Origin of the sequence: Herbiconiux oxytropis, from assembly GCF_024979315.1 — a bacterium.
Lineage (GTDB): Bacteria > Actinomycetota > Actinomycetes > Actinomycetales > Microbacteriaceae > Herbiconiux > Herbiconiux oxytropis.
Genome location: NZ_JANLCK010000002.1, coordinates 17,038 through 35,405 on the forward strand (window position 1 = coordinate 17,038; position 18,368 = coordinate 35,405).

The window sequence follows — 18,368 nt, forward strand, 5'->3', positions numbered from 1 at the left end:
AGACTAGGCGCTGCCCGGGGCGGCCGAGCCGAGCGGATGCGGAACCGGACGCGGATGCTGCAGCTCCGCCGGCGCCGACCAGCTCACGTCGTCCACCCGCTGGGTCGGGTAGTACTGCAGCATCCCGAGCGTCTCGGCCCCCGCCTGCGTCAACCGCGCCTCGACAGGGCTCCAGACCCCCCGCTCGCTCGGGCTCGGCGGCGGCGTGGCCGCCAGAACGGCGATCGGCCGTCGCTCCATCAGCTCTGAAGAGGGGTCGACCGTCTCCGCCGTGAGCAGGACGGTGTCGCGAGCGCACTCCACCCGGAGTTCCGCGAGACGGATGCGCAGCAGACCGCCATGGCCCTCGATCAGGATCGTGCCGTCGAATGCCACGGTGCGCCCGGCATCCGTCACCTGCTGATCCCGGAAGGGGAGACGGAACACTCCGTCGGCGAACGACCCTCCCGCGCCCGCCTGGACCCGCCCGTCACCGAGCTGCAGCACGTACCGGATCAGGCTCTCCTTGACGCCCCAGACCAGCTCGAACTGCACAGCCGTCATGCCTTTCGGATGGTCACCGGCAGGGTCTCGAGCCCCCGCACGAAGTTGTTCAGGTGCCGCTTCGGCGTGCCCGCAGGCTCGAAGCGCTCGATTCGATCGGCCATCGCCTCGAACAGGGCGTGTGCCTCCATGCGGGCGAAGCCCTGGCCGGCGCAGCCGTGCAGGCCGTAGCCGAAGGCCAACTGGTCGGAGGCGTCGCGGGTGACGTCGAACTCGTCGGCGCTGTCGCCGAAGTGGCGCTCGTCGCGGTTCGCCGATGCATACAGAACCATCAGGCGATCGCCCTCGCCGATGGGCGTTCCATCGATGGCCAGATCGCGCGTGGCCACCCGGGTGAACACGTGCACGGGGCTCTCGAACCGCAGCACCTCGTTGAAGGCGGCGGGGATCAGCGACCGGTCGGCGCGCACGGCGTCCCACTGCTCCGGATGGGTGGAGAACAGCCACACCGCCGAACCGATCGCGTTGATCGTGGTGTCCATGGCCGCTGCCGTGTAGGCCACGAGAAGCTGCGGCGCCGAGGCGTGGTCGATCACGCCCCGGTCGGCGGCGTCGTAGACGGCTCGGCCCATGCTGCCCTCCGTGAGATCCGAGCCCTGGATGCCGTACACCCAGCCGTACAATTCCTGCAGGAGTGGCATGGCGGAGGTCATCCGCTCGTTCACCGGACCCAACGCGTTGAACACGCCATCGCCCCAGGGGAGCAGGCGAGGCCGCACGTCCTGAGGGAACCCGATCAGGTCGGCGACGATGGAGGGCGGGAACACGCGGGCCAGCTGCCCGATGGCGTCGAAGCCGCCGTCCTCCACGAGGGAGTCCACGAGCCGATGCGCCTGCTCGCTGATGCTCCCCGAGAGGGATTTGATCGCCCGCGGGCTGAGGCTCTCGGCCAGCACTCCGCGGAGCGTGTCATGGAGGGGCGGATCGGAGGCGAGGATCGTGCCCTGCGTCGCGGTGTTCACCTCGTCGTTCATGCCCACGCCCTGGGCTGCACTGAAGCGCTCCCAGTCGCCGAGAACCTCCCGCACCCCGTCGTAGCGGGTGACGGCCCAGCAGCCGACGCGGTCCAACCAGACGGCGGGTGCCTCATCACGGAGGGCGCGATAGGCCGGATACGGGTCGGTGAGGTTCTCGTCCGAGAACAGGTCGAGGTCGGAAGGGGTGGTGATGGTTGTCATGATGACTCCTAGATGATGTTCGCGGTGGGGTTTCCCGCAGCGAGGTGCAGCTTCGAGATGGCGATGCGCCGGTTCACGGCGAGGGCGCCGTACGGCACGCCGTCACGCCGCCACTGCACCAGCGCGTCGAGGTCGTCGAGGGATCCGGCCAGAACGTCGGGCTCGCCCAGGAACGGAGTGTGGCCCCCCATCTTCAGCGCGAGTGAGAACTGGTCCGACCAGAAGTAGGGGCGGGCGAGATACTCGGGTGCCTCATCGCCGTTCAGCAGGGCGGCGACGGCGGTGCGCGCCTGGTCGAGCGCGTTCGACCAGTGCGGATTGCGGCGCGGCGGGCTGCCGAAGGCCGCCACGTCACCCGCGGCGACGATGCGATCGGTGACCCGGCAACGGGAGTCGACCACCACTCCCGGCAGGCACACCAGTCCCGAGCCGGCCAGCCACTCGATGTTCGGGCGGTCGCCGACGGCAGACACGACGAGGTCGCCCTCGTACACCGTCGACCCCAGCCGGGCGGCCAGCCGGCCCCCGCGCTCCACCAGGGTCACCCCCGAGGGGTCGGTGACCAGCTCGACCCCGTGGGCGCGCGCCTCCCGCTCCACCAGGGCCGACACGAACGGCCCGCACTGGGACAGCAGCGGCGCCTCGTTCGACAGGACGGTGACCGCGATCCCCATCGATGCCGCAACGGAGGCCAGCTCCATGCCGAGCACTCCGGCCCCGACGATCACGATCGCGGAGGCCGTGCGCAGCTCATCGCGCAGACGGCGGGCATCATCCAGAGTGCGGAGCACCCGCTCCTCGAGCCCGGAGGTGTTACCGCCCAGGTCAGCCACTGTCCGGGCTCTCGCGCCTGTGGCGATCACCAGGCCGTCGAAGGGGAGCGGCTCGCCGCTGGCCAGTCCGACCGTGCTCCCCGCGACGTCGAGACGCACCGCGGCATCACCTCGCACGCGCCGGATGCGGGCGCTCTCGGCAAGAGGGATCGAAGCGGATTCCGGCTCGGCGGCCCCGGAGAGAACGGCCTTCGACAGCGGAGGCTTCGCGTAGGGCGCCGACACCTCAGCCTCGACCAGCACGATCGGGCCGGTGTGGCCGCGCGCCGTCAGCTCCTCCACTGCGGTGATGCCCGCAATGGAGGCACCGACCACCACCACGGTTCCGTCCGGTGGGAGCACGGTCACTCCTCGAGCCTCAGTGCGGCCACCGGGCAGCTCCGGACGGCGAGGCGAGCGCGGTCCTGCTGGTCGTCGCCGACCTCCTCGGAGAGGATCTCCAGTTCGTCGTCGCTGTCGAGTCGGAGGAGCGTCGGGGCCTTCTCCTCGCAGAAGCCGTACCCCTCGCACCGGGTTCGATCCACACTGATCTTCACAATCGTCCTGCCTGTCGCTACGTCGTCGTACCTTGCAGGGAGCGTGTCAGACCATCCCTGTCGAAGTCAAGCAGAATCAGAATTACTATTTTGTTTAAAATGTTTGCACTGGTTTCAGATGTCAGCTAGCTTTCCCCTGTGATGAAGCGCAGCGTGCAGAGAAGCACGACCACAGGAACCCGAGCGGATGAGCTCTACGAACTGCTCCGCTCCGAGATCTTCCTCGGCCGGCTCGAACCTGGAAAGCGGTTGAAGTTCCCGGAGCTCTCCGAGGCCTACGGAACGAGCGTCGGTCCGGTGCGGGAGGCCCTGACGAAGCTGACCGCCGAACGACTGGTGACCCTTCAGCCCCACCTCGGGTATGCGGTGGCCTCGCTCTCCGCCGGTGAACTCACGGAGCTGACCACCGCGCGGGTCGACATCGAGGGGCTCGCGTTCGGTCACGCCATCCAGGAGGGCGGCGACGGCTGGGAGTCCGAGGTCGTGGCCGCGCACCACCTGCTGAACCTTCGCGATCGGGACATCGCAGCGAAGGGCCGAGGCGACGACTGGTACCTCGCCCACGAGGCCTTTCACGCCGCCCTGCTCGCCGGATGCGGCAACCACCGACTGATCGAGATCGCCCGGGGCCTGCGGGCCGAGACCGAGCTGTACCGCCGGTGGGCCGCACCGCTCCTGGCCGAGAACGATCGCGACCCGGTGGCCGAGCACAAGGCGCTCGCCGACGCGGCGCTCGATCGCGACCTCGACCGCGGTGTGCGGCTCCTGCGGGAGCACATCGCCTTCACCACGCAGATGCTGCTGAGCGAGCTGCTGCCGCTCGACGCCGATCTGACCGAGCACTGACTTCGATGGATCTGAGAAGGAGAAGACCATGAAACTGGCAACCATACGAACGACTGAAGGACTGCGCGCGGCGCGCGTGGACGGTGACGAGCTCGCGCTCCTGCCCTTCACCGATGTCGGAGCGCTGATCGCATCGGGTGAGGACTGGGCCGAGCGAGCGGCCTCGGCAGGCGACGGCGCCCGCATCCCGCTCGCCGAAGCCGACTTCGCGCCCCTCACTCCGGCACCCGAGAAGGTGTTCTGCGTCGGGCTCAACTACGCCTCGCACGCCGCGGAGGCCCACCTCGACATCCCGCAGCACCCGACCCTGTTCGCCAAGTTCGCACGCAGCCTGATCGGTGCGAACGACGACCTCGAGATCCCCTCGGCGTCGGACAAGGTCGACTGGGAGATCGAGCTGGGCGTCGTCATCGGCAAGCCGGCCCGCCACGTCAGCGAAGCCGACGCCCTCGACCACGTCGCCGGTTACACCATCGTCAACGACGTCTCGATGCGCGACTGGCAGCTGCGCACGTCGCAGTTCCTCGCCGGCAAGACCTTCGAGCACTCCACCCCGGTGGGCCCGTTCCTCGTGACGCCCGACGAGATCGACCACGCACGTTCGCTGCGGATGGAGCTCTCTGTCGACGGGGAGGTGAAGCAGTCCTCCGCCACCGACGACCTCGTCTTCACCGTGCCGCAGATCATCTCCTACATCAGCACCATCATCACGCTCGTGCCCGGCGATCTGATCGCCACCGGCACGCCCGCAGGCGTCGGGCACGTCGCCGACCCGCCGGCGTACCTCACCCCGGGCAGCAGCGTGACCTGCTCCATCGAGGGCCTCGGAACGCAGACCACCCGCTGCGTCGCCGCCCGCGAGGCGGTGGTCGCCTGATGCTCGCACCCGTCATCAGCGAGATCGGCCACGTGTCGATCCGGGTGCGCGACCTCGCCGCTGCGGAGGAGTTCGCCACGGTCATGCTCGGCCTGCACGCCAGCCGGCGCGAGGAGGGCCAGGTCTGGTTCACCCTCGGAACGGCGCATCACAGCATCCACTACATCCGGGCGGATGAGGATGCGCTCGATCACGTCGGCCTCGTCGCATCCGATGAGGAGGGACTCGCCGAAGCCCGCCGACGGGTGGAGGCGGCCGGTCTCCAGATCGTGAGCGATGTGCCGCTCGGTGTCGGCATCGAGGATGGCTTCGCCTTCGTCGACGAGTTCGGCTTCGTCTTCCAGCTCTACAGCCGGATGACGCAGGTACCGGCCCCGGCGCCGACCGGGGCACTGAGGCCGACCCGACTGGGGCACTTCAACTTCTTCGTGCCCGACCCCCGCCGGATGGAGCGCATGCTCACCGAGCTGTTCGACTTCCGGGTGTCCGACCGCGTCGACGGCATGGAGGGCGGGGTGTTCCTGCGGTGCAACGTCGACCACCACGGGATCGGTGTCTTCCCGGGCGCCGGGCGCATCCACCACGTGGCCTGGGAGTATCCGACCATCCTCGAGATCGGCGCCATCGCCGACCTCGTCGACGCCCGCGGCGGGTCGGTTCTGTGGGGCCCGCTGCGGCACGGCATGGGACGGAACATCGCCACCTACCTGCAGGAGCCGAGCGGCCTGGTGCAGGAGTTCTACTGCGACATGGAGCGCATCTACGACGATGCCCGGCACGTGCCGGGCGAGTGGTCGTTCGACGGGCACAAGTGGGTGAGCCTCTGGGGTCCGCACCTCACCCCGGAGGGCTTCTCCGAGCTCGGGCTCCCACCCGGTGTGAGGAGGGCCTGAGATGGCCGCGACCACAGCGGGCCTCCGTCTGCTGGCAGACGACCTCGTCTGGGCGGAGTCACCCTGTTGGGACGACGGCCGGCTCTGGGTCTCCGACACGCAGGGTTCGCGGCTGTTCCTTCTCACCGGTGACGACACCGTCATCCACACCCTCGACAGCCCGATCAACGGCACCGGCATCCTGCCCTCGGGCGAGCTCGTCGGGGCACGGATGACCGGGGCGCGCCTCGACAGCTTCGACGGGGAGCGGTGGTCGCTGCACGCCGAGCTGAGCGGCTGGGTCACGGGCACGCTCGGCGACCTGATCGTGCTGCCGGACGGCACCGTGCTCGTCGACGAGGTGCGCGGGCCGGATCGGCCGGGCCGGCTGCTCCGCATCGCTCCTGACGGCGCCACACCGATCGTGTCGGTGGCGGCCGACGACCTGGTGTTCCCGAACGGGCTCGTCGTCGTGGACGAGGGGCGCACCCTCGTCGTGGCAGAGACCTACGCCCACCGGCTCACCGCCTTCACCCTCGGGCCGAACGGCGAGCTCACCGACCGGCGCCTCTGGTTCGACCTGCGGGCCGAGCTGGGAGATGACTTCCGACCCGACGGCGCCTGCGTGGCGGCCGACGGATCGGTCTGGGTGGCCACCACCAGCGGCAATGCCTTCATCCGCGTCGCGGACGGCGCTCTCGTCGACCGCATCGACGTCGACGGCTTCGCGATCGCGTGCTGCCTGGGTGCGGGCGACGATCTCATCCTCACCAGCGCCACCAGCCGGGATCCGGAGCTCTCCGTCACCGATGCCGCTCACCGCCAGCGCACCCGTGCGCGGGTGAGCGCTCTGCACCATCCGACAACAGTCAATCCGACAACAGACAACCCGCAGTAACGAACGAAAGGTGATCGACATGAGCGAACGCGCCGACGTCAGAGTGGACGTGGCCGTCATCGGTTGTGGCACGACGGGACTGGCCCTGGCCCGCCTCCTCGAACTCGAGGGGCTCACCGTGGCCCTGGTCGACCGGGGGCGGCTGCCGATTCCGTTCCCGCGCGCCACGCATCTCGACGACGAGACGATGCGTGCCTTCCAGACCCTCGGCCTGCACGAGCTCGAGGAGACATTCTCCCTCGTGGGCACCTACCGGCACTACGACGCGAAGTGGCGCACGGTGGTGGCGATGGACATGAACCGGGGCATCACCGAGCAGGGCTGGCAGTCGGACTACATGTTCCACCAGCCCGACTTCGAGGCCGTGCTGCGGGGCCACGCCGAGAACTACGCGGGGGCGAGCACCTGGTTCGGCTGGGACCTCACCGCGCTGGAGGACTCCGGTGACGAGGTGGTGCTGAGCGTGCGCGAGATCGCGACCGACCAGGTGTCGAACATCACCGCGTCCTACGTGGTGGGCGCCGACGGCGCCAATTCCCGCGTCCGGAAGTTCATCGGAGCCACGCAGACCGATCACCACGCCACCCACCGGTCGCTGATCACCGACATCATGCCGCTGGTTGAGCTCGGAGAGGGAAAGGGGTTGCCGGGCCGGGACTCCTGGATCCACGCCGTCGCCCCGAATCCGCTCACCGCGCTGCCCACCGCGGCGCCGCGCCTCCGGTTCGAGCTCATGCTGCGCCCCGACGACGACTCGAAGGAGTTCGAGCGGGCGGAGAAGGCCTACGAGATGATCGCCCCGTGGCTTCAGCCGCACGAGTACCGCCTGCTCCGGAGCGACGTCTACGAGTGGCGGTCGCTCACCGCCGACCAGTGGCGGGTGGGCCGCGTGCTCCTCGCCGGGGATGCCGCGCACACCATGCCCCCGCATCTCGGTCAGGGGATGTGCTCCGGAATCCGGGACGCCACCAACCTGGGCTGGAAGCTCGGCCGGGTGGTGCGGGGAGAGTCGGCGCCCGCCCTGCTCGACACCTATCAGAGCGAGCGCCGTCCGCACGTCGTGACCTTCACCACCATCGCCGCCGAGATGGCGAACCGGATCGAGATCCTCGATGCGCCGGAGGAGGAGCCCGAGGTGTTCGAAGCTCCCGTGCTCCGGCCTCCACTCGGCCCGGGTGTGCGCGACATCGAGGAGGGACGGGCCGGAACGCTCAGCGCCCAGCCGCGCACGGGAGAGGGCGAACTGCTCGACGACCTCGTGGGCTACAGGTTCTCCCTCATCGCCACGCCCGAGGCCACGGCTCGCACGAGCCCGGCCGCCCTCGAGCTGCTGGCGGCGCTCGACGTGGCGACGGTCGAGGCGGTTCCTGGGCCGGTGGGAGAGTGGCTGAACGAACTCGGTGCTGCCGCCGCGATCGTGCGCCCGGATCGCTACCTCTTCGGTGCGGTCGATGAGCCGGAGGGTGTGGAGGCGCTGATCGCGCGGCTCCGCGCGGCCCTCGAGCCCCTCCCCGTTCCCGCTGAGGCAGCCGGAGTGCCGCGGTGAGACTGGTCACCTTCGCGAGGCGGATGCTCGACGGAGCGGAGCTGCAGGCCGTCGTGCTGCGGGCCGGCATTCTGCACGGCGACCGTGTCGTCGACATCGACCTCGCCCTGGCCGCCGCCGGGCTCCCGGCGCGCGGCGGCCGGGAGCCCGGCGGGCCATCCGAATTGATCCGGATCATCGGCGGCGGGGAGCGCGCCCTCGACGAGGTGCAAGATGTCTGCGATGCCGCGATGACCGCCGGGCGGGAGGGCCCGGTCACGCACCCCGCCACCGAGGTGCAGCTCGTCGCACCGCTGCCGCGCCCGAACAGCCTGCGGGACTTCCTCGCGATCGAGGAGCACATGCGCGGCTCTGTGGCCGCTGGAGTCATCCAGGAGGTGCCCGACGAGTGGTATCGCATCCCGGCGCACTACAAGGGGAACGTCGACGAGATCTACGGGCCGGACGACACCATCCCGTGGCCCGCCTTCACTGACAAGCTCGACTACGAACTGGAGATCTGCGCCGTGATCGGAGCACCGGGACGGAGGATCGCGGCCAATGACGCGAGCGAGCACATCGTCGGCTACACGCTCTACAACGACTGGAGCGCCCGAGACATCCAGGCGCGGGAGATGAGCATCGGCATCGGGCCGGGCATCTGCAAGGACTTCGGCAGCTCGATCGGGCCCTGCATCGCCACGCCAGACGAGTTCGACTGGCGCACCGCCGCTCTGGAGGCGCGAGTGGACGGCGAGGTGTGGTCGGCGGGAACGGTGGGCACGATGCAGTTCTCGTTCGAGGAGATCGTGGAGTGGACCAGCCAGGAGCAGACGCTCCGGCCCGGAGACCTGCTGGGCAGCGGCACCATCGCGAGGGGCTGCGGCGTCGAGATCGGCCGCTGGATCAACGAGGGCAGCGTGGTCGAGCTCGAGGCGGAGGGCATCGGCATCCTGCGCAACCAGGTGGGACGAAAGGGCGAGGGACCGTCGCGCGCCGTCGAGCTCGACGCCACCTTCGCGAGGGCACGATGAGCGGCACGAGGTCGAGGATCGGATCGGGCTCGCCCGAGTCGGTGCGCGAGCTGGTGGCCGGCGTCGTGTCCGATGGGATGACCATCGCGGTCGGCGGATTCGGGGTGAGCGGGGTGCCGGTCGGGCTGATCGAGGCCGTCAGGGACTCCGCCGTGCGCAACCTGACGATCGTGTCGAACAACATGGGGATCGACGGCTCGGGCCTAGGGCTGCTGCTCGAGAACGACCAGGTCGCGAAGGTGGTGGCCTCCTACATCGGAGAGAACAAGCTCTTCGCCCGCCGCTTCCTGGCCGGCGAGGTGGAGGTGGAGTTCGTGCCGCAGGGCACGCTGGCCGAACGGCTGCGCGCCGGTGGGGCGGGCATCCCGGCGTTCTACACGAAGACGGGAGTGGGCACCGAAGTGGCCGCGGGCAAGCCGGTCGAGATCTTCGATGGCCAGTCGTTCATCCGGGAACGGGCCATCGTCGCCGACCTCTCCCTGGTGCGGGCGCATCTCGCCGACGGCGCGGGCAACCTGGTCTACCGCTACACCGCCCGCAACTTCAACCCGGTCGTCGCGACGGCTGGGCGCGTCACGATCGCCGAGGTCGAGCGCATCGTCGAGGTGGGCGAGATAGACCCGGATCACGTGGTCACCCCCGGGGTATACGTGCAGCGGATCGTGCTGGCGCCCGACCGGGTGAAGCACATCGAGCAGCGAACGGTGCGTCAGCGGCCTCTCGAGGCTGACGCTGCCGGACGCGTGATGCAGGAGGCCTGACCGTGTGGACCAGAACCGAGATGGCCACGATCGCAGCCGAGGAGCTGCGGGACGGCGACTACGTGAACCTCGGGATCGGCATCCCTACCCTCATCGCGAACACCCTGCCCGAGGGGGTCACGGTGACCCTGCAGAGCGAGAACGGGCTGCTCGGCATGGGGCCTTTCCCCTACGAGGGCGACGAGGATGCCGACCTGATCAATGCGGGCAAGCAGACGGTGACCGCATTACCTGGCGCGAGCATCTTCGGCTCGCCGGAATCGTTCGCCATGATCCGGGGCGGGCACATCGACATCGCGTTCCTCGGGGCCATGCAGGTCTCCTCCACCGGCGACCTGGCGAACTGGGCGATCCCCGGCGCCCTCGTCAAGGGCATGGGCGGGGCGATGGACCTCGCCGCCGGCACCCGGAGGATCGTGGTGCTGACCGAACACACCACGAAGGCGGGTGAGCCGAAGATCGTCGAGCACTGCACCCTTCCCCTCACCGGGGTGGGGGTGGTGCAGCGCATCGTCACCAACCTGGCCGACTTCGACGTCACCGCGACCGGCCTCGTGCTGCGCCGGGTCGCCCCCGGTGTGTCGGTGGAACAGCTGCGCGAACTCACCGCCGCACCGTTCGAACCGGGATCGGGGTTCCGCGCATGACCGTCATGAGCCGCTTCGGCACGGACGTGCTGCTCACGGGATGGGGGCACTCGCCGTTCGGCAAGCTCCCCGAGGAGACCCTGGAGTCGTTGATCGTGGGTGTGGCCCGCGAGGCGATCGCCGGCGCGGGCCTCGAGGCATCCGACATCGATGAGATCTACCTCGGGCAGTTCAACTCGGGCCTGCTGCCGCTGGGGTTCGCCTCGTCGCTGGCGCTCCAGGTGTCCGACGATCTCGCGAACGTGCCCGCCACCCGGGTGGAGAACGCGTGTGCCTCCGGATCCGCCGCCGTGCATCAGGGGGTCAAGTCGCTTCTGGCGGGCACTGCGACGACCGTGCTCGTGATCGGCGCCGAGAAGATGACCCACGCGCCCGCATCCGTAGTCGGCTCGGCCCTGCTCGGCGCCGACTACGAGCTGGCGGGCCACGAGTCGGCCACCGGCTTCGCCGGCCTCTTCGCGGGCACGGCGCTGGCCTACGCTGACCGGTACGGCGATGTCGTCGGCGCGCTCGGGCAGATCGCGTCGAAGAACCACCACAACGGCACGGCGAATCCGTATGCCCAGCTGCACAAGGAGCTGAGCGTCGAGTTCTGCCAGACGGAATCGGCGCAGAACCCGATGGTGGCTTATCCGCTCAAGCGCACCGACTGCTCGCCCATCTCGGACGGGGCCGCTGCCGTCGTGCTCTCGACCCGGCCGGTGGGCGGCGCGCTGACACCGCCGGTGCGACTCCGCGCGTTCGCACAGGCGAACGACTTCCTGCCCGCCGCCAAGCGCGACCCCACCGCCTTCGCCGGAAGCGCCGCCGCCTGGCACCGGGCCCTCGCCATGGCCGGCATCACGCTCGACGACCTCGACCTGGTGGAGCTGCACGACTGCTTCACCATAGCTGAGCTGATCATGTACGAGGTGATGGGCCTCACCCCCGCGGGGCAGGGCTCGAGGGCACTCGACGAGGGCTGGGTGCACCGCGACGGCCTGCTCCCGGTCAACCTCTCGGGCGGCCTCAAGTCGAAGGGCCATCCGGTGGGTGCCACCGGGGTCTCGCAGCACGTGCTCGCCGCCATGCAGCTCACCGGCACCGCCGGTGCGATGCAGCTCCCGAGCGCTCGGATGGCCGCCGTGCACAACATGGGCGGCTTGGCGGTGGCGAATTACGTGAGTGTCCTCGAGGGACTGTGAACGGAACCAGGAACTCCCGCGTGTAGCGGGTCTACGAGACCGGCCACCCAGCCTGCGACGGCGAACGGTTAGGTACCATCGACCGAGGCTGGGTGGCCACCACATCACGTCGAAGCCCACATCACGTGGAAGCCCACATCACGTCGAACCCAGCCCGGTGCAGAAGCGGATCACGGGGTGGGACGTGCGGAGACGGTGGGATTTGAACCCACGGTACCCTTGACGGGTACTCCACCTTAGCAGGGTGGTGCACTAGGCCGAACTATGCGACGTCTCCTTGGCTTTCGCCTCCGCCATCATACGACATGCGAGCGCATGGTCTCGTGCAGGAAGGCCGCGACCTCGTCGGCAGCCGCCTGCAGGTGCTCGGCATGGGTGTGGCCCGAGATCTTCACGCGCGGCTTGAACTCGTGCTCGCCGTCGTCGAGCCAGTGCACCCGGATGCGCGGATCGAGCGGGTAGCCGGGCACCTCCTCGCGGGCGCCGAACGGATCGCGTGAGCCCTGCACGATGAGCGTGGGGGTGTCGAGGCGCTCGAGGTGGGCGGTGCGGAGCTTCTCCGGAGACCCGGGCGGATGGAAAGGATAGCCGAGGCACGCCAGTGCGGCGACGCTTCCGGAGGCGTGCAGGTCGTCGGCCACGAGGCTCGCCACCCGGCCGCCCATCGACTTGCCGCCGATCGCCACCGCCGAGGCCCCGGAGGCGGCACGCACCGCGTCGACCGCCGCCCGGTACTCACCCGCGAGCGTCTCGGCCCGGGGAGGAGGCTTCCGCGACCCCAGCCGTCTGGCCGCCATGTAGGCGAACTCGAACCGCGCCGTGCGGATGCCTCGCTCGGCCAGCAGCGCGCACATCCGGTTCATCCAGTCGGAGTCCATCGCCGCTCCCGCCCCGTGTGCGAGAACGAGCACCGGCGCCCCCTCCGGGCCACCCCAGAGGAGGTCGGGCGCGGCGGCAGCAGGATCGACCATGCCGACGACGCTACTCGTTGCCCACCGAACAGGTGTAGTCGGCAGCCGTCTGTCCCTTGACGTTCGAGGGCAGCACGGTCGAGCCGTCGGCGTTGACCGAGCCGGGCTCGGGCTCGACGGGCGCCTCAGGGTCGACCGGTGCCTCCGGATCCACCGGCGCCTCGGGATCGACAGGCGCTGGATCGACAGGCGCAGGCTCCGCGGGCGCAGGATCAGCCGGCGCCGCCTCGGCCGGAGCATTCGGGTCGACGACCGACGCGATCCCACCCGGAGCCTCCACCGCCACGGGCTGATCGGCCCGGATCGCGGCGAACAGGATCTCGGCCGCCTCGGTGTCCGGCGCCACCTTGCCCTCGGGCACCCAGTCGGCCGAGTACGACGGGAACGCCACGAACGTGACCTTCGACAGATCCATGTCCTTCAAGGCGAGCGCGATCGACACCATCGTGTCGGGCGAGGCCAGCCGGTCGGAGAGGATCATGTTGCTCGCCGCGGCCTTCGCGAGCCCGTAGAGCTTGCCGAAGTCGGTGAGCGTCGAGTCGCTCTTGACGGTGCGCACGAGCGAGGAGAGGAACACCTGCTGCGACGAGATGCGGCCGAGGTCGCTGCCGTCGCCGACACCGTGCCTCGTGCGCAGGAAACCGAGCGCATCCGCCCCGGCCAGGGGGTGGGTGCCCGGCTCGAGGTACACGCCCGTGTACGGGTCGTCGATCACGTCGGTGACGCAGACGGGCACGCCACCCACCGCGTTCGACATCTCGATCACGCCGTTGAACTGGATCTCGGCCGCGAACGGCACGCTGAGGCCCGTGAGCGACTCGACCGTGAGCGCCACGCAGGCGAGCCCGCCCTGCGAGAGCGCCGTGTTGATGGGTGCGGTGTAGCCCCCGCCCTCCGGGCACTCCGGGAGGTCGACCACGAGGTCGCGCGGAAAGCTCACGACGGTGGCGTTGGAGTGGTCCTCGGCGATGTGCAGGAGCATCGTGACGTCGTTGAGCTCACCGCCTTCGTCCTCCCCGTAGGCGTCGCCCTGGTTCGTGCGGGAGTCGCTGCCCACGAGCAGGAGGTTCACGCCGCCGTCGATCGCGTCGATCGAGGGCGGGGGTGCTGCACCCTCCTCCCCCGACTCGAGATCCGAGGCGAGCGAGACGGTGCTGATGGAGGCCGTCACGTCCCACGCCGCGTAGGCCGCGATCGAGGCGCCGCTCACGAGCACGACCGCGAGACAGGTGAGCGCGACCGTGCCGATGGCGCGCAGCGGATGCGGGGACGACAGGCGCCCGTGTCGCGCGATCGGCTTCGGGGCCGTGCGCTCCGGCCCGGACGTCTTGCGGCTAATAGTCGTTCCCCTTCGAGCAGGTGTACTCCGCTGCTGTCTGACCTGTGATCGATTGTGGCAGGGCCGTGGCCGCCGCCGCCGCATTCCCGCTCGTGTCGGGTGTGGCATCCGCCGCCCCAGAACTGGGGTCAGTGGCGGCCTCCGCAGCCGAGGCGGCCACATCGGCGGCGGCCGGCTCGGACTCTGCCGTAGCCGCGGGCGCGTTCGGGTCGACCATCGCCCCCACCCCCGTGTTCGCCGGGTCGGCCGTGACCACGGGCTGATCGGCCGCGATCGCCGCGAACAGCACGTCGGCGTCGTCGTAGAGCGGCTGCACCTTGCCTGCGTAGTCGCCGTCGCCGTCGGTGCTGCCCGGGTAGGCCACGAAGGTCACCTTCTCCAGGTCGATGTCCTTCAGCGCGAGCGCGATCGACACGAGGGTGTCGGGCGAGGCGAGGCTCTGCGAGAGCACCATGTTGCCCGAGGCCGCGCGCGCGAGGCCGTAGAGCCGCCCGAAGTCCGAGAGGGTCTCCCCCGACTTCACGGTGCGCACCAGAGAGGAGAGGAAGACCTGCTGCGACGAGATGCGGCCGAGGTCGCTGCCGTCGCCGACACCGTGCCTCGTGCGCAGGAAGCCGAGCGCATCCGCACCCTGCAGCGTGTGGGTGCCGGTCTCGAGGTAGACCCCCGTGTACTCGTCGTCGATCGGATCGACCACGCACACGGGCACGCCGCCCACGGCGTTCGACATCTCGATGACCCCGTTGAACTGGATCTCGGCGGCGAACGGGATGCTCAGCCCCGTGAGCGCCTCGACCGTGAGCACCGTGCAGGGGAGGCCGCCGTAGCTGAGGGTGACGTTGATGGGCTGGGCGCTCATGGCGTCGAAGGAGCCGCCCGCGGGGTCGGGGCAGGAGGGGATGGGCACCACGAGGTCGCGGGGGAAGCTCACGACCGTGGCGCTCGAGTGGTCCTCGGCGATGTGCATGAGCATCGTGACGTCATTGAGGTTGCCCTCGGTGTCACCGTAGGCGTCGCCCTGGCCGGCCCTCGAGTCGCTGCCGACCAGCAGGAGGTTGACCCCGCCGTCGATCGCATCGATCTGCGGCACGACGCCCTCGGTCTCGCCGGCGAGCGCGACGGTCTGCACCTCGCTGGAGACGCTCCAGGTGGCGTAGCCGGCGAAGGCGGCGCCGCTGACGGCGACCACGGCAGCGGCGACCCCGACGAAGCGTGCGATCAGGGCGATCGGCTTCGGGGTCTTCTGCCGACCGTGACGGGCGATCGGGTGGGTCATGGGTGGATGCGGATCTCAGGGTCGGGAGGAGTCGGGACCTCTCATCATCTCCGATGAAGCTGAGAACCACGGAGACAGCCCCCGAGGAGCCGAGCGGGGTTCGCCACGAGCATCGTGTCGCACTGCTCGGGAGTCACGCCGCGCGCGTGCAGCAGCGGGAGGAAGGAGTCGATGAGGTAGTTGTAGCCCTGCCGGCCGTGGGTGCCCGGGTTCATCCAGACCTCGGCCCCCGTGAGGTCGGAGGCGAGGAACACGGAGTCGGTGCGGCCGTCGGCCACGAGGGCCGCCACCAGGTCTGCCCGGTGGGCGTCGGCGCGGTGGAAGGCGTTCTTCACGAACTCTCCGTCCGGCGGATCCTGCTCCGGCGGGCCCACGAAGAACTCCCACGTCTCCTTGCCGATGGTGTCGATCGCCACGTTGACGCCGCGGTCGTTCACCGACCGCACGAAGTCGACACTCAGCTGCGTGTCCATGTGCCCGATCACCACGCCGCCGAGGTCGGCGCCCTCGGAGCGGAGGATGTCGATCTGCTCGTGCGCCATCGTGCCGTGGGTCGTGTGCGTCATGATGCCGAGGCCGGTCTCGTTCGAGGCCCGAGCACTCGCCCGCAGGCACTTCTCCTCGTGCGGGGTGATCACGCCGAGGCTCGTCGCCTGCTCTCCCAGCACCCCCGCCACCACGCCCGTCTCGCCGATCCCCGTCGTCGCATCCGCCACGAACCGCGCCGTGAGCTCGTCGAGGGAGGCCTCGAGCGCCCAGCGGGGCGAGTACGCCTCGAGGTAGACGGCGGTGCCCGAAACGATGTTGAGCCCCGTGAGCTCGGCGATCGCGCGGAGCAGCACGGCGTTCTCGCCGTCGTCGTCGCGCCCCACGACGCCGTAGGGGCTGATGTCGACCACCGTGCCCACGCCCACAGCGGCAAGCGACGACAGCGCGCGCACCGCGAGGTCGACCCGGTCGTCGGCCGCCCCACCGCTCTGCCAGGGGCCGGGCACGAGCGACAGCAGGTGCTCGTGCATCATCACGCGGCCGAGCGAGTCGGCGGGCACCGGGCCGAGCACGGTCTGCACCTGAGGGGCGGATGCGACGGGCGGGGCGGATGCGGCCTGCTGATTCGGCATGCCCGTCAACCTAGTGCGTCCTCGTGACCTTGTTGAGGCCCGCAGGCTGATCCGGGTTCAGCCCGCGCTCGAGGGCGAGCTCGAGGGCGAGCTGCTGCAGCGGGAGGATCTCGATCAGCGGGATGAGCTCATCCGGCACCCCGGACGTGTCGAGGCCCGGCAGCGCGATCCTCCAGCGCACGGGTGTCGAGGCGTCGAGCTCCTGGGCACCCACCACCATGAGCTCGGCGCCGAGGTCGGCGGCGGCCCCGGCGAAGGTCGCCACCGAGGCGTGCCCTCCGGGGCTCGCCGCGAGCACGATGACGGGAGTGCCGGCGACGACCTGACCGAGCGGGCCGTGCGTCGCATCCGCCACGCTCCAGCCCGACGCCGCGATGGCGTTGGTCTCCATGAGCTTGAGCGCGCCCTCCTTGGCTGTCGCCATCGAGTAGCCGCGACCCACCACGAGGATGCGCTGCTGGTCGCGGAGGTCGGCGGCGAGGGCGGGCGACGCGTCGGCCGCAGCGCGGATGGTGCCCTCACCGGCCGCCGCCACGGCCTCGACCGCGGCTTCGAGCGAGCTCCAGTCGGATCCTGCGGCACGCGAGAGCACGAGGTGCAGAGCGAGGAGCTCGGCCGTGTAGGTTTTCGTCGCGGCGACCGAGAGCTCGGGTCCCGCCGAGAGCGGCACGTGCACCTCGCCGAGGCGCGCGAGCGTGCTCGAAGCGTCGTTCGTGAACGCGATCACGGCCACTCCGGCTCCCTGCGCCGACCGCACGGTCTCGAGCAGATCGGGCGACTCGCCTGACTGGGAGACGGCGAGCATCACCGACCGCGGGTACTTCAGCGTCACGCCGAACGCGCTCGCGGTGGCGGGCGTCGCGAGCATCGCGGGCGTCCGCAGCAGATTGTGCGCGAGGTACTGGCCGTACTGGGCGGCGTGGTCGCTCGACCCCCTCGCCGCGAACACGATCAGCTCGGGTTCGATGCTCCGGATGAGCTCGGCCGCGGCATCGAGGACCTCTCGCTGGAAGGGGATGAGATCGCGCCAGCGCGCGGGCTGCTCCGCGATCTCGGCGCGCAGGTGGGCGCCGGGTGCGACGGACTCGGCAGGAGGGACGGCGATGGCGGGCGAGAGTTCGGTCATGAGGTGAGTCCTGTGATCATGGCGACGAGTTCGTTGTGGGTGGTGTCGGCGAGCACGCGCGTGCCCACCTGGGTGCCGCGGCGCAGCACCGAGACGCGGTCGGCGATGCGGAACACCTGATCCATGTTGTGGCTCACGATCAGGATGGCCGCACCCCTGGCCTTGAGCTTCAGGATGAGCTCCTCGACCTTCGCCGTCTCGGCCACGCCGAGGGCGGCCGTCGGCTCGTCGAGCAGCACGAGGCTCGAGGCCCAGTGGGTGGCCCGGCAGATCGCGACGCCCTGGCGCTGACCGCCCGAGAGGTCGCTCAGCGTGGCTTTGGCCGAGGGGATCCGCACGTCGAGCGAGTCGACGAGCTTCTGGGTCTCGGTCGCCATCCGCTTGCGGTCGAGGATCTTGAACGGGCCGGTCGTGAGCTCGCGGCCGAGGAACATGTTCATGTAGACGGGCTGATCGACCACGAGTGCGAGGTCCTGGTAGACGACCTCCACACCCTTCGCCCGCGCATCCGAGGCGTCCCGGAAGTTCGCGGGGCGGCCGTCGAGCCAGATCTCGCCGTCGCTCGGCTGGTAGAGGCCCGAGATGATCTTGATCAGGGTCGACTTGCCGGCGCCGTTGTCGCCGACGAGGGCCACGATCTCGCCCGCCTGCACGTCGAGGTCGAACGTCTTGATGGCGACGACGCCGCCGAAGTTCTTGTGGATGCCGACCAGACGCAAGGGGGTCTCGGTGGGCGCCCCGGACGCCTTCTGGCCGGGGAGAGCGGTTTCGCTCGGCATGGTGGGTTCCAATCTCAGGGGT

19 protein-coding genes and 1 tRNA gene are annotated in these 18,368 nt (G+C 69.9%); 9 read left to right on the forward strand and 11 right to left on the reverse strand.

What is annotated here, in order from left to right:
- Positions 1 to 3 precede the first annotated feature (3 nt).
- The 4 genes from N1028_RS03200 to N1028_RS03215 are packed head-to-tail and all read right to left on the reverse strand — an operon-like array spanning position 4 to position 3,078.
- Positions 4 to 543, reverse strand: a complete 540-nt coding sequence (locus N1028_RS03200) for an HtaA domain-containing protein (protein WP_259525369.1) — start codon at positions 541 to 543, stop codon at positions 4 to 6.
- Positions 540 to 1,721, reverse strand: a complete 1,182-nt coding sequence (locus N1028_RS03205) for a cytochrome P450 (RefSeq protein WP_259525370.1) — start codon at positions 1,719 to 1,721, stop codon at positions 540 to 542. The genes N1028_RS03200 and N1028_RS03205 overlap by 4 nt, the downstream gene beginning before the upstream one ends.
- Positions 1,722 to 1,729: 8 nt before the next feature.
- Positions 1,730 to 2,902 carry an NAD(P)/FAD-dependent oxidoreductase gene (locus N1028_RS03210; RefSeq protein ID WP_259525371.1) on the reverse strand — a complete coding sequence of 391 codons (1,173 nt, stop codon included), beginning with the start codon at positions 2,900 to 2,902 and terminating at the stop codon, positions 1,730 to 1,732.
- Positions 2,899 to 3,078: a ferredoxin gene (locus N1028_RS03215; protein ID WP_259525372.1), complete on the reverse strand. Its 180-nt coding sequence runs from the start codon at positions 3,076 to 3,078 to the stop codon at positions 2,899 to 2,901. Before N1028_RS03215 ends, N1028_RS03210 begins: the two co-directional genes overlap by 4 nt.
- A gap of 165 nt (positions 3,079 to 3,243) precedes the next feature.
- Between N1028_RS03215 and N1028_RS03220 the strand changes: the two genes are divergently transcribed.
- Genes N1028_RS03220 through N1028_RS03260 form a run of 9 tightly spaced genes read left to right on the forward strand, consistent with a single transcriptional unit; the run spans position 3,244 to position 11,734 of the window.
- The gene (locus N1028_RS03220; RefSeq protein ID WP_259525374.1) at positions 3,244 to 3,936 is read left to right on the forward strand and encodes a GntR family transcriptional regulator; all 693 of its coding nucleotides are present in this window, start codon (positions 3,244 to 3,246) and stop codon (positions 3,934 to 3,936) included.
- A 28-nt stretch (positions 3,937 to 3,964) separates the two neighbouring features.
- Positions 3,965 to 4,813: a fumarylacetoacetate hydrolase family protein gene (locus tag N1028_RS03225; protein ID WP_259525375.1), complete on the forward strand. Its 849-nt coding sequence runs from the start codon at positions 3,965 to 3,967 to the stop codon at positions 4,811 to 4,813.
- Entirely contained in the window at positions 4,813 to 5,706 is an 894-nt protein-coding gene (locus N1028_RS03230) for a VOC family protein (protein ID WP_259525377.1), read from the forward strand. Before N1028_RS03225 ends, N1028_RS03230 begins: the two co-directional genes overlap by 1 nt.
- 1 nt (position 5,707) lies before the next feature.
- Positions 5,708 to 6,583 (forward strand): SMP-30/gluconolactonase/LRE family protein, encoded by an 876-nt coding sequence (locus N1028_RS03235; RefSeq protein WP_259525378.1) that lies wholly within the window; start codon positions 5,708 to 5,710, stop codon positions 6,581 to 6,583.
- Between the two features lie 19 nt (positions 6,584 to 6,602).
- Positions 6,603 to 8,129, forward strand: a complete 1,527-nt coding sequence (locus N1028_RS03240; RefSeq protein ID WP_259525379.1) for a bifunctional 3-(3-hydroxy-phenyl)propionate/3-hydroxycinnamic acid hydroxylase — start codon at positions 6,603 to 6,605, stop codon at positions 8,127 to 8,129.
- On the forward strand, positions 8,126 to 9,142 hold the full coding sequence (locus tag N1028_RS03245) for a fumarylacetoacetate hydrolase family protein (protein ID WP_259525380.1): 1,017 nt from the start codon (positions 8,126 to 8,128) through the stop codon (positions 9,140 to 9,142). The genes N1028_RS03240 and N1028_RS03245 overlap by 4 nt, the downstream gene beginning before the upstream one ends.
- Positions 9,139 to 9,903, forward strand: a complete 765-nt coding sequence (locus tag N1028_RS03250) for a CoA transferase subunit A (RefSeq protein WP_259525381.1) — start codon at positions 9,139 to 9,141, stop codon at positions 9,901 to 9,903. The genes N1028_RS03245 and N1028_RS03250 overlap by 4 nt, the downstream gene beginning before the upstream one ends.
- 2 nt (positions 9,904 to 9,905) lie before the next feature.
- The gene (locus N1028_RS03255; protein WP_259525382.1) at positions 9,906 to 10,550 is read left to right on the forward strand and encodes a 3-oxoacid CoA-transferase subunit B; all 645 of its coding nucleotides are present in this window, start codon (positions 9,906 to 9,908) and stop codon (positions 10,548 to 10,550) included.
- Positions 10,547 to 11,734, forward strand: coding sequence for an acetyl-CoA acetyltransferase (locus N1028_RS03260; protein ID WP_259525383.1), 1,188 nt, complete (start codon positions 10,547 to 10,549; stop codon positions 11,732 to 11,734). The genes N1028_RS03255 and N1028_RS03260 overlap by 4 nt, the downstream gene beginning before the upstream one ends.
- Before the next feature lie 187 nt (positions 11,735 to 11,921).
- Here N1028_RS03260 and N1028_RS03265 read toward each other — a convergent pair.
- The 7 genes from N1028_RS03265 to N1028_RS03295 form a co-directional block, all read right to left on the reverse strand.
- Positions 11,922 to 12,011, reverse strand: a tRNA-Ser gene (locus N1028_RS03265).
- 19 nt (positions 12,012 to 12,030) lie between these two features.
- Entirely contained in the window at positions 12,031 to 12,705 is a 675-nt protein-coding gene (locus N1028_RS03270; protein ID WP_259525384.1) for an alpha/beta family hydrolase, read from the reverse strand.
- 10 nt (positions 12,706 to 12,715) lie between these two features.
- A complete protein-coding gene (locus tag N1028_RS03275) occupies positions 12,716 to 13,915 on the reverse strand; it encodes an LCP family protein (protein WP_259525385.1) in 1,200 nt (399 codons plus the stop codon).
- Between the two features lie 124 nt (positions 13,916 to 14,039).
- Positions 14,040 to 15,320, reverse strand: a complete 1,281-nt coding sequence (locus N1028_RS03280; protein WP_259525386.1) for an LCP family protein — start codon at positions 15,318 to 15,320, stop codon at positions 14,040 to 14,042.
- Positions 15,321 to 15,364: 44 nt separating this feature from the next.
- Positions 15,365 to 16,441 carry a phosphotriesterase family protein gene (locus N1028_RS03285; RefSeq protein WP_259525387.1) on the reverse strand — a complete coding sequence of 359 codons (1,077 nt, stop codon included), beginning with the start codon at positions 16,439 to 16,441 and terminating at the stop codon, positions 15,365 to 15,367.
- A 10-nt stretch (positions 16,442 to 16,451) separates the two neighbouring features.
- A complete protein-coding gene (locus tag N1028_RS03290) occupies positions 16,452 to 17,567 on the reverse strand; it encodes an SIS domain-containing protein (RefSeq protein WP_259525388.1) in 1,116 nt (371 codons plus the stop codon).
- On the reverse strand, positions 17,564 to 18,346 hold the full coding sequence (locus N1028_RS03295) for an ATP-binding cassette domain-containing protein (protein ID WP_259525389.1): 783 nt from the start codon (positions 18,344 to 18,346) through the stop codon (positions 17,564 to 17,566). Before N1028_RS03295 ends, N1028_RS03290 begins: the two co-directional genes overlap by 4 nt.
- Between the last annotated feature and the right edge of the window lie 22 nt (positions 18,347 to 18,368).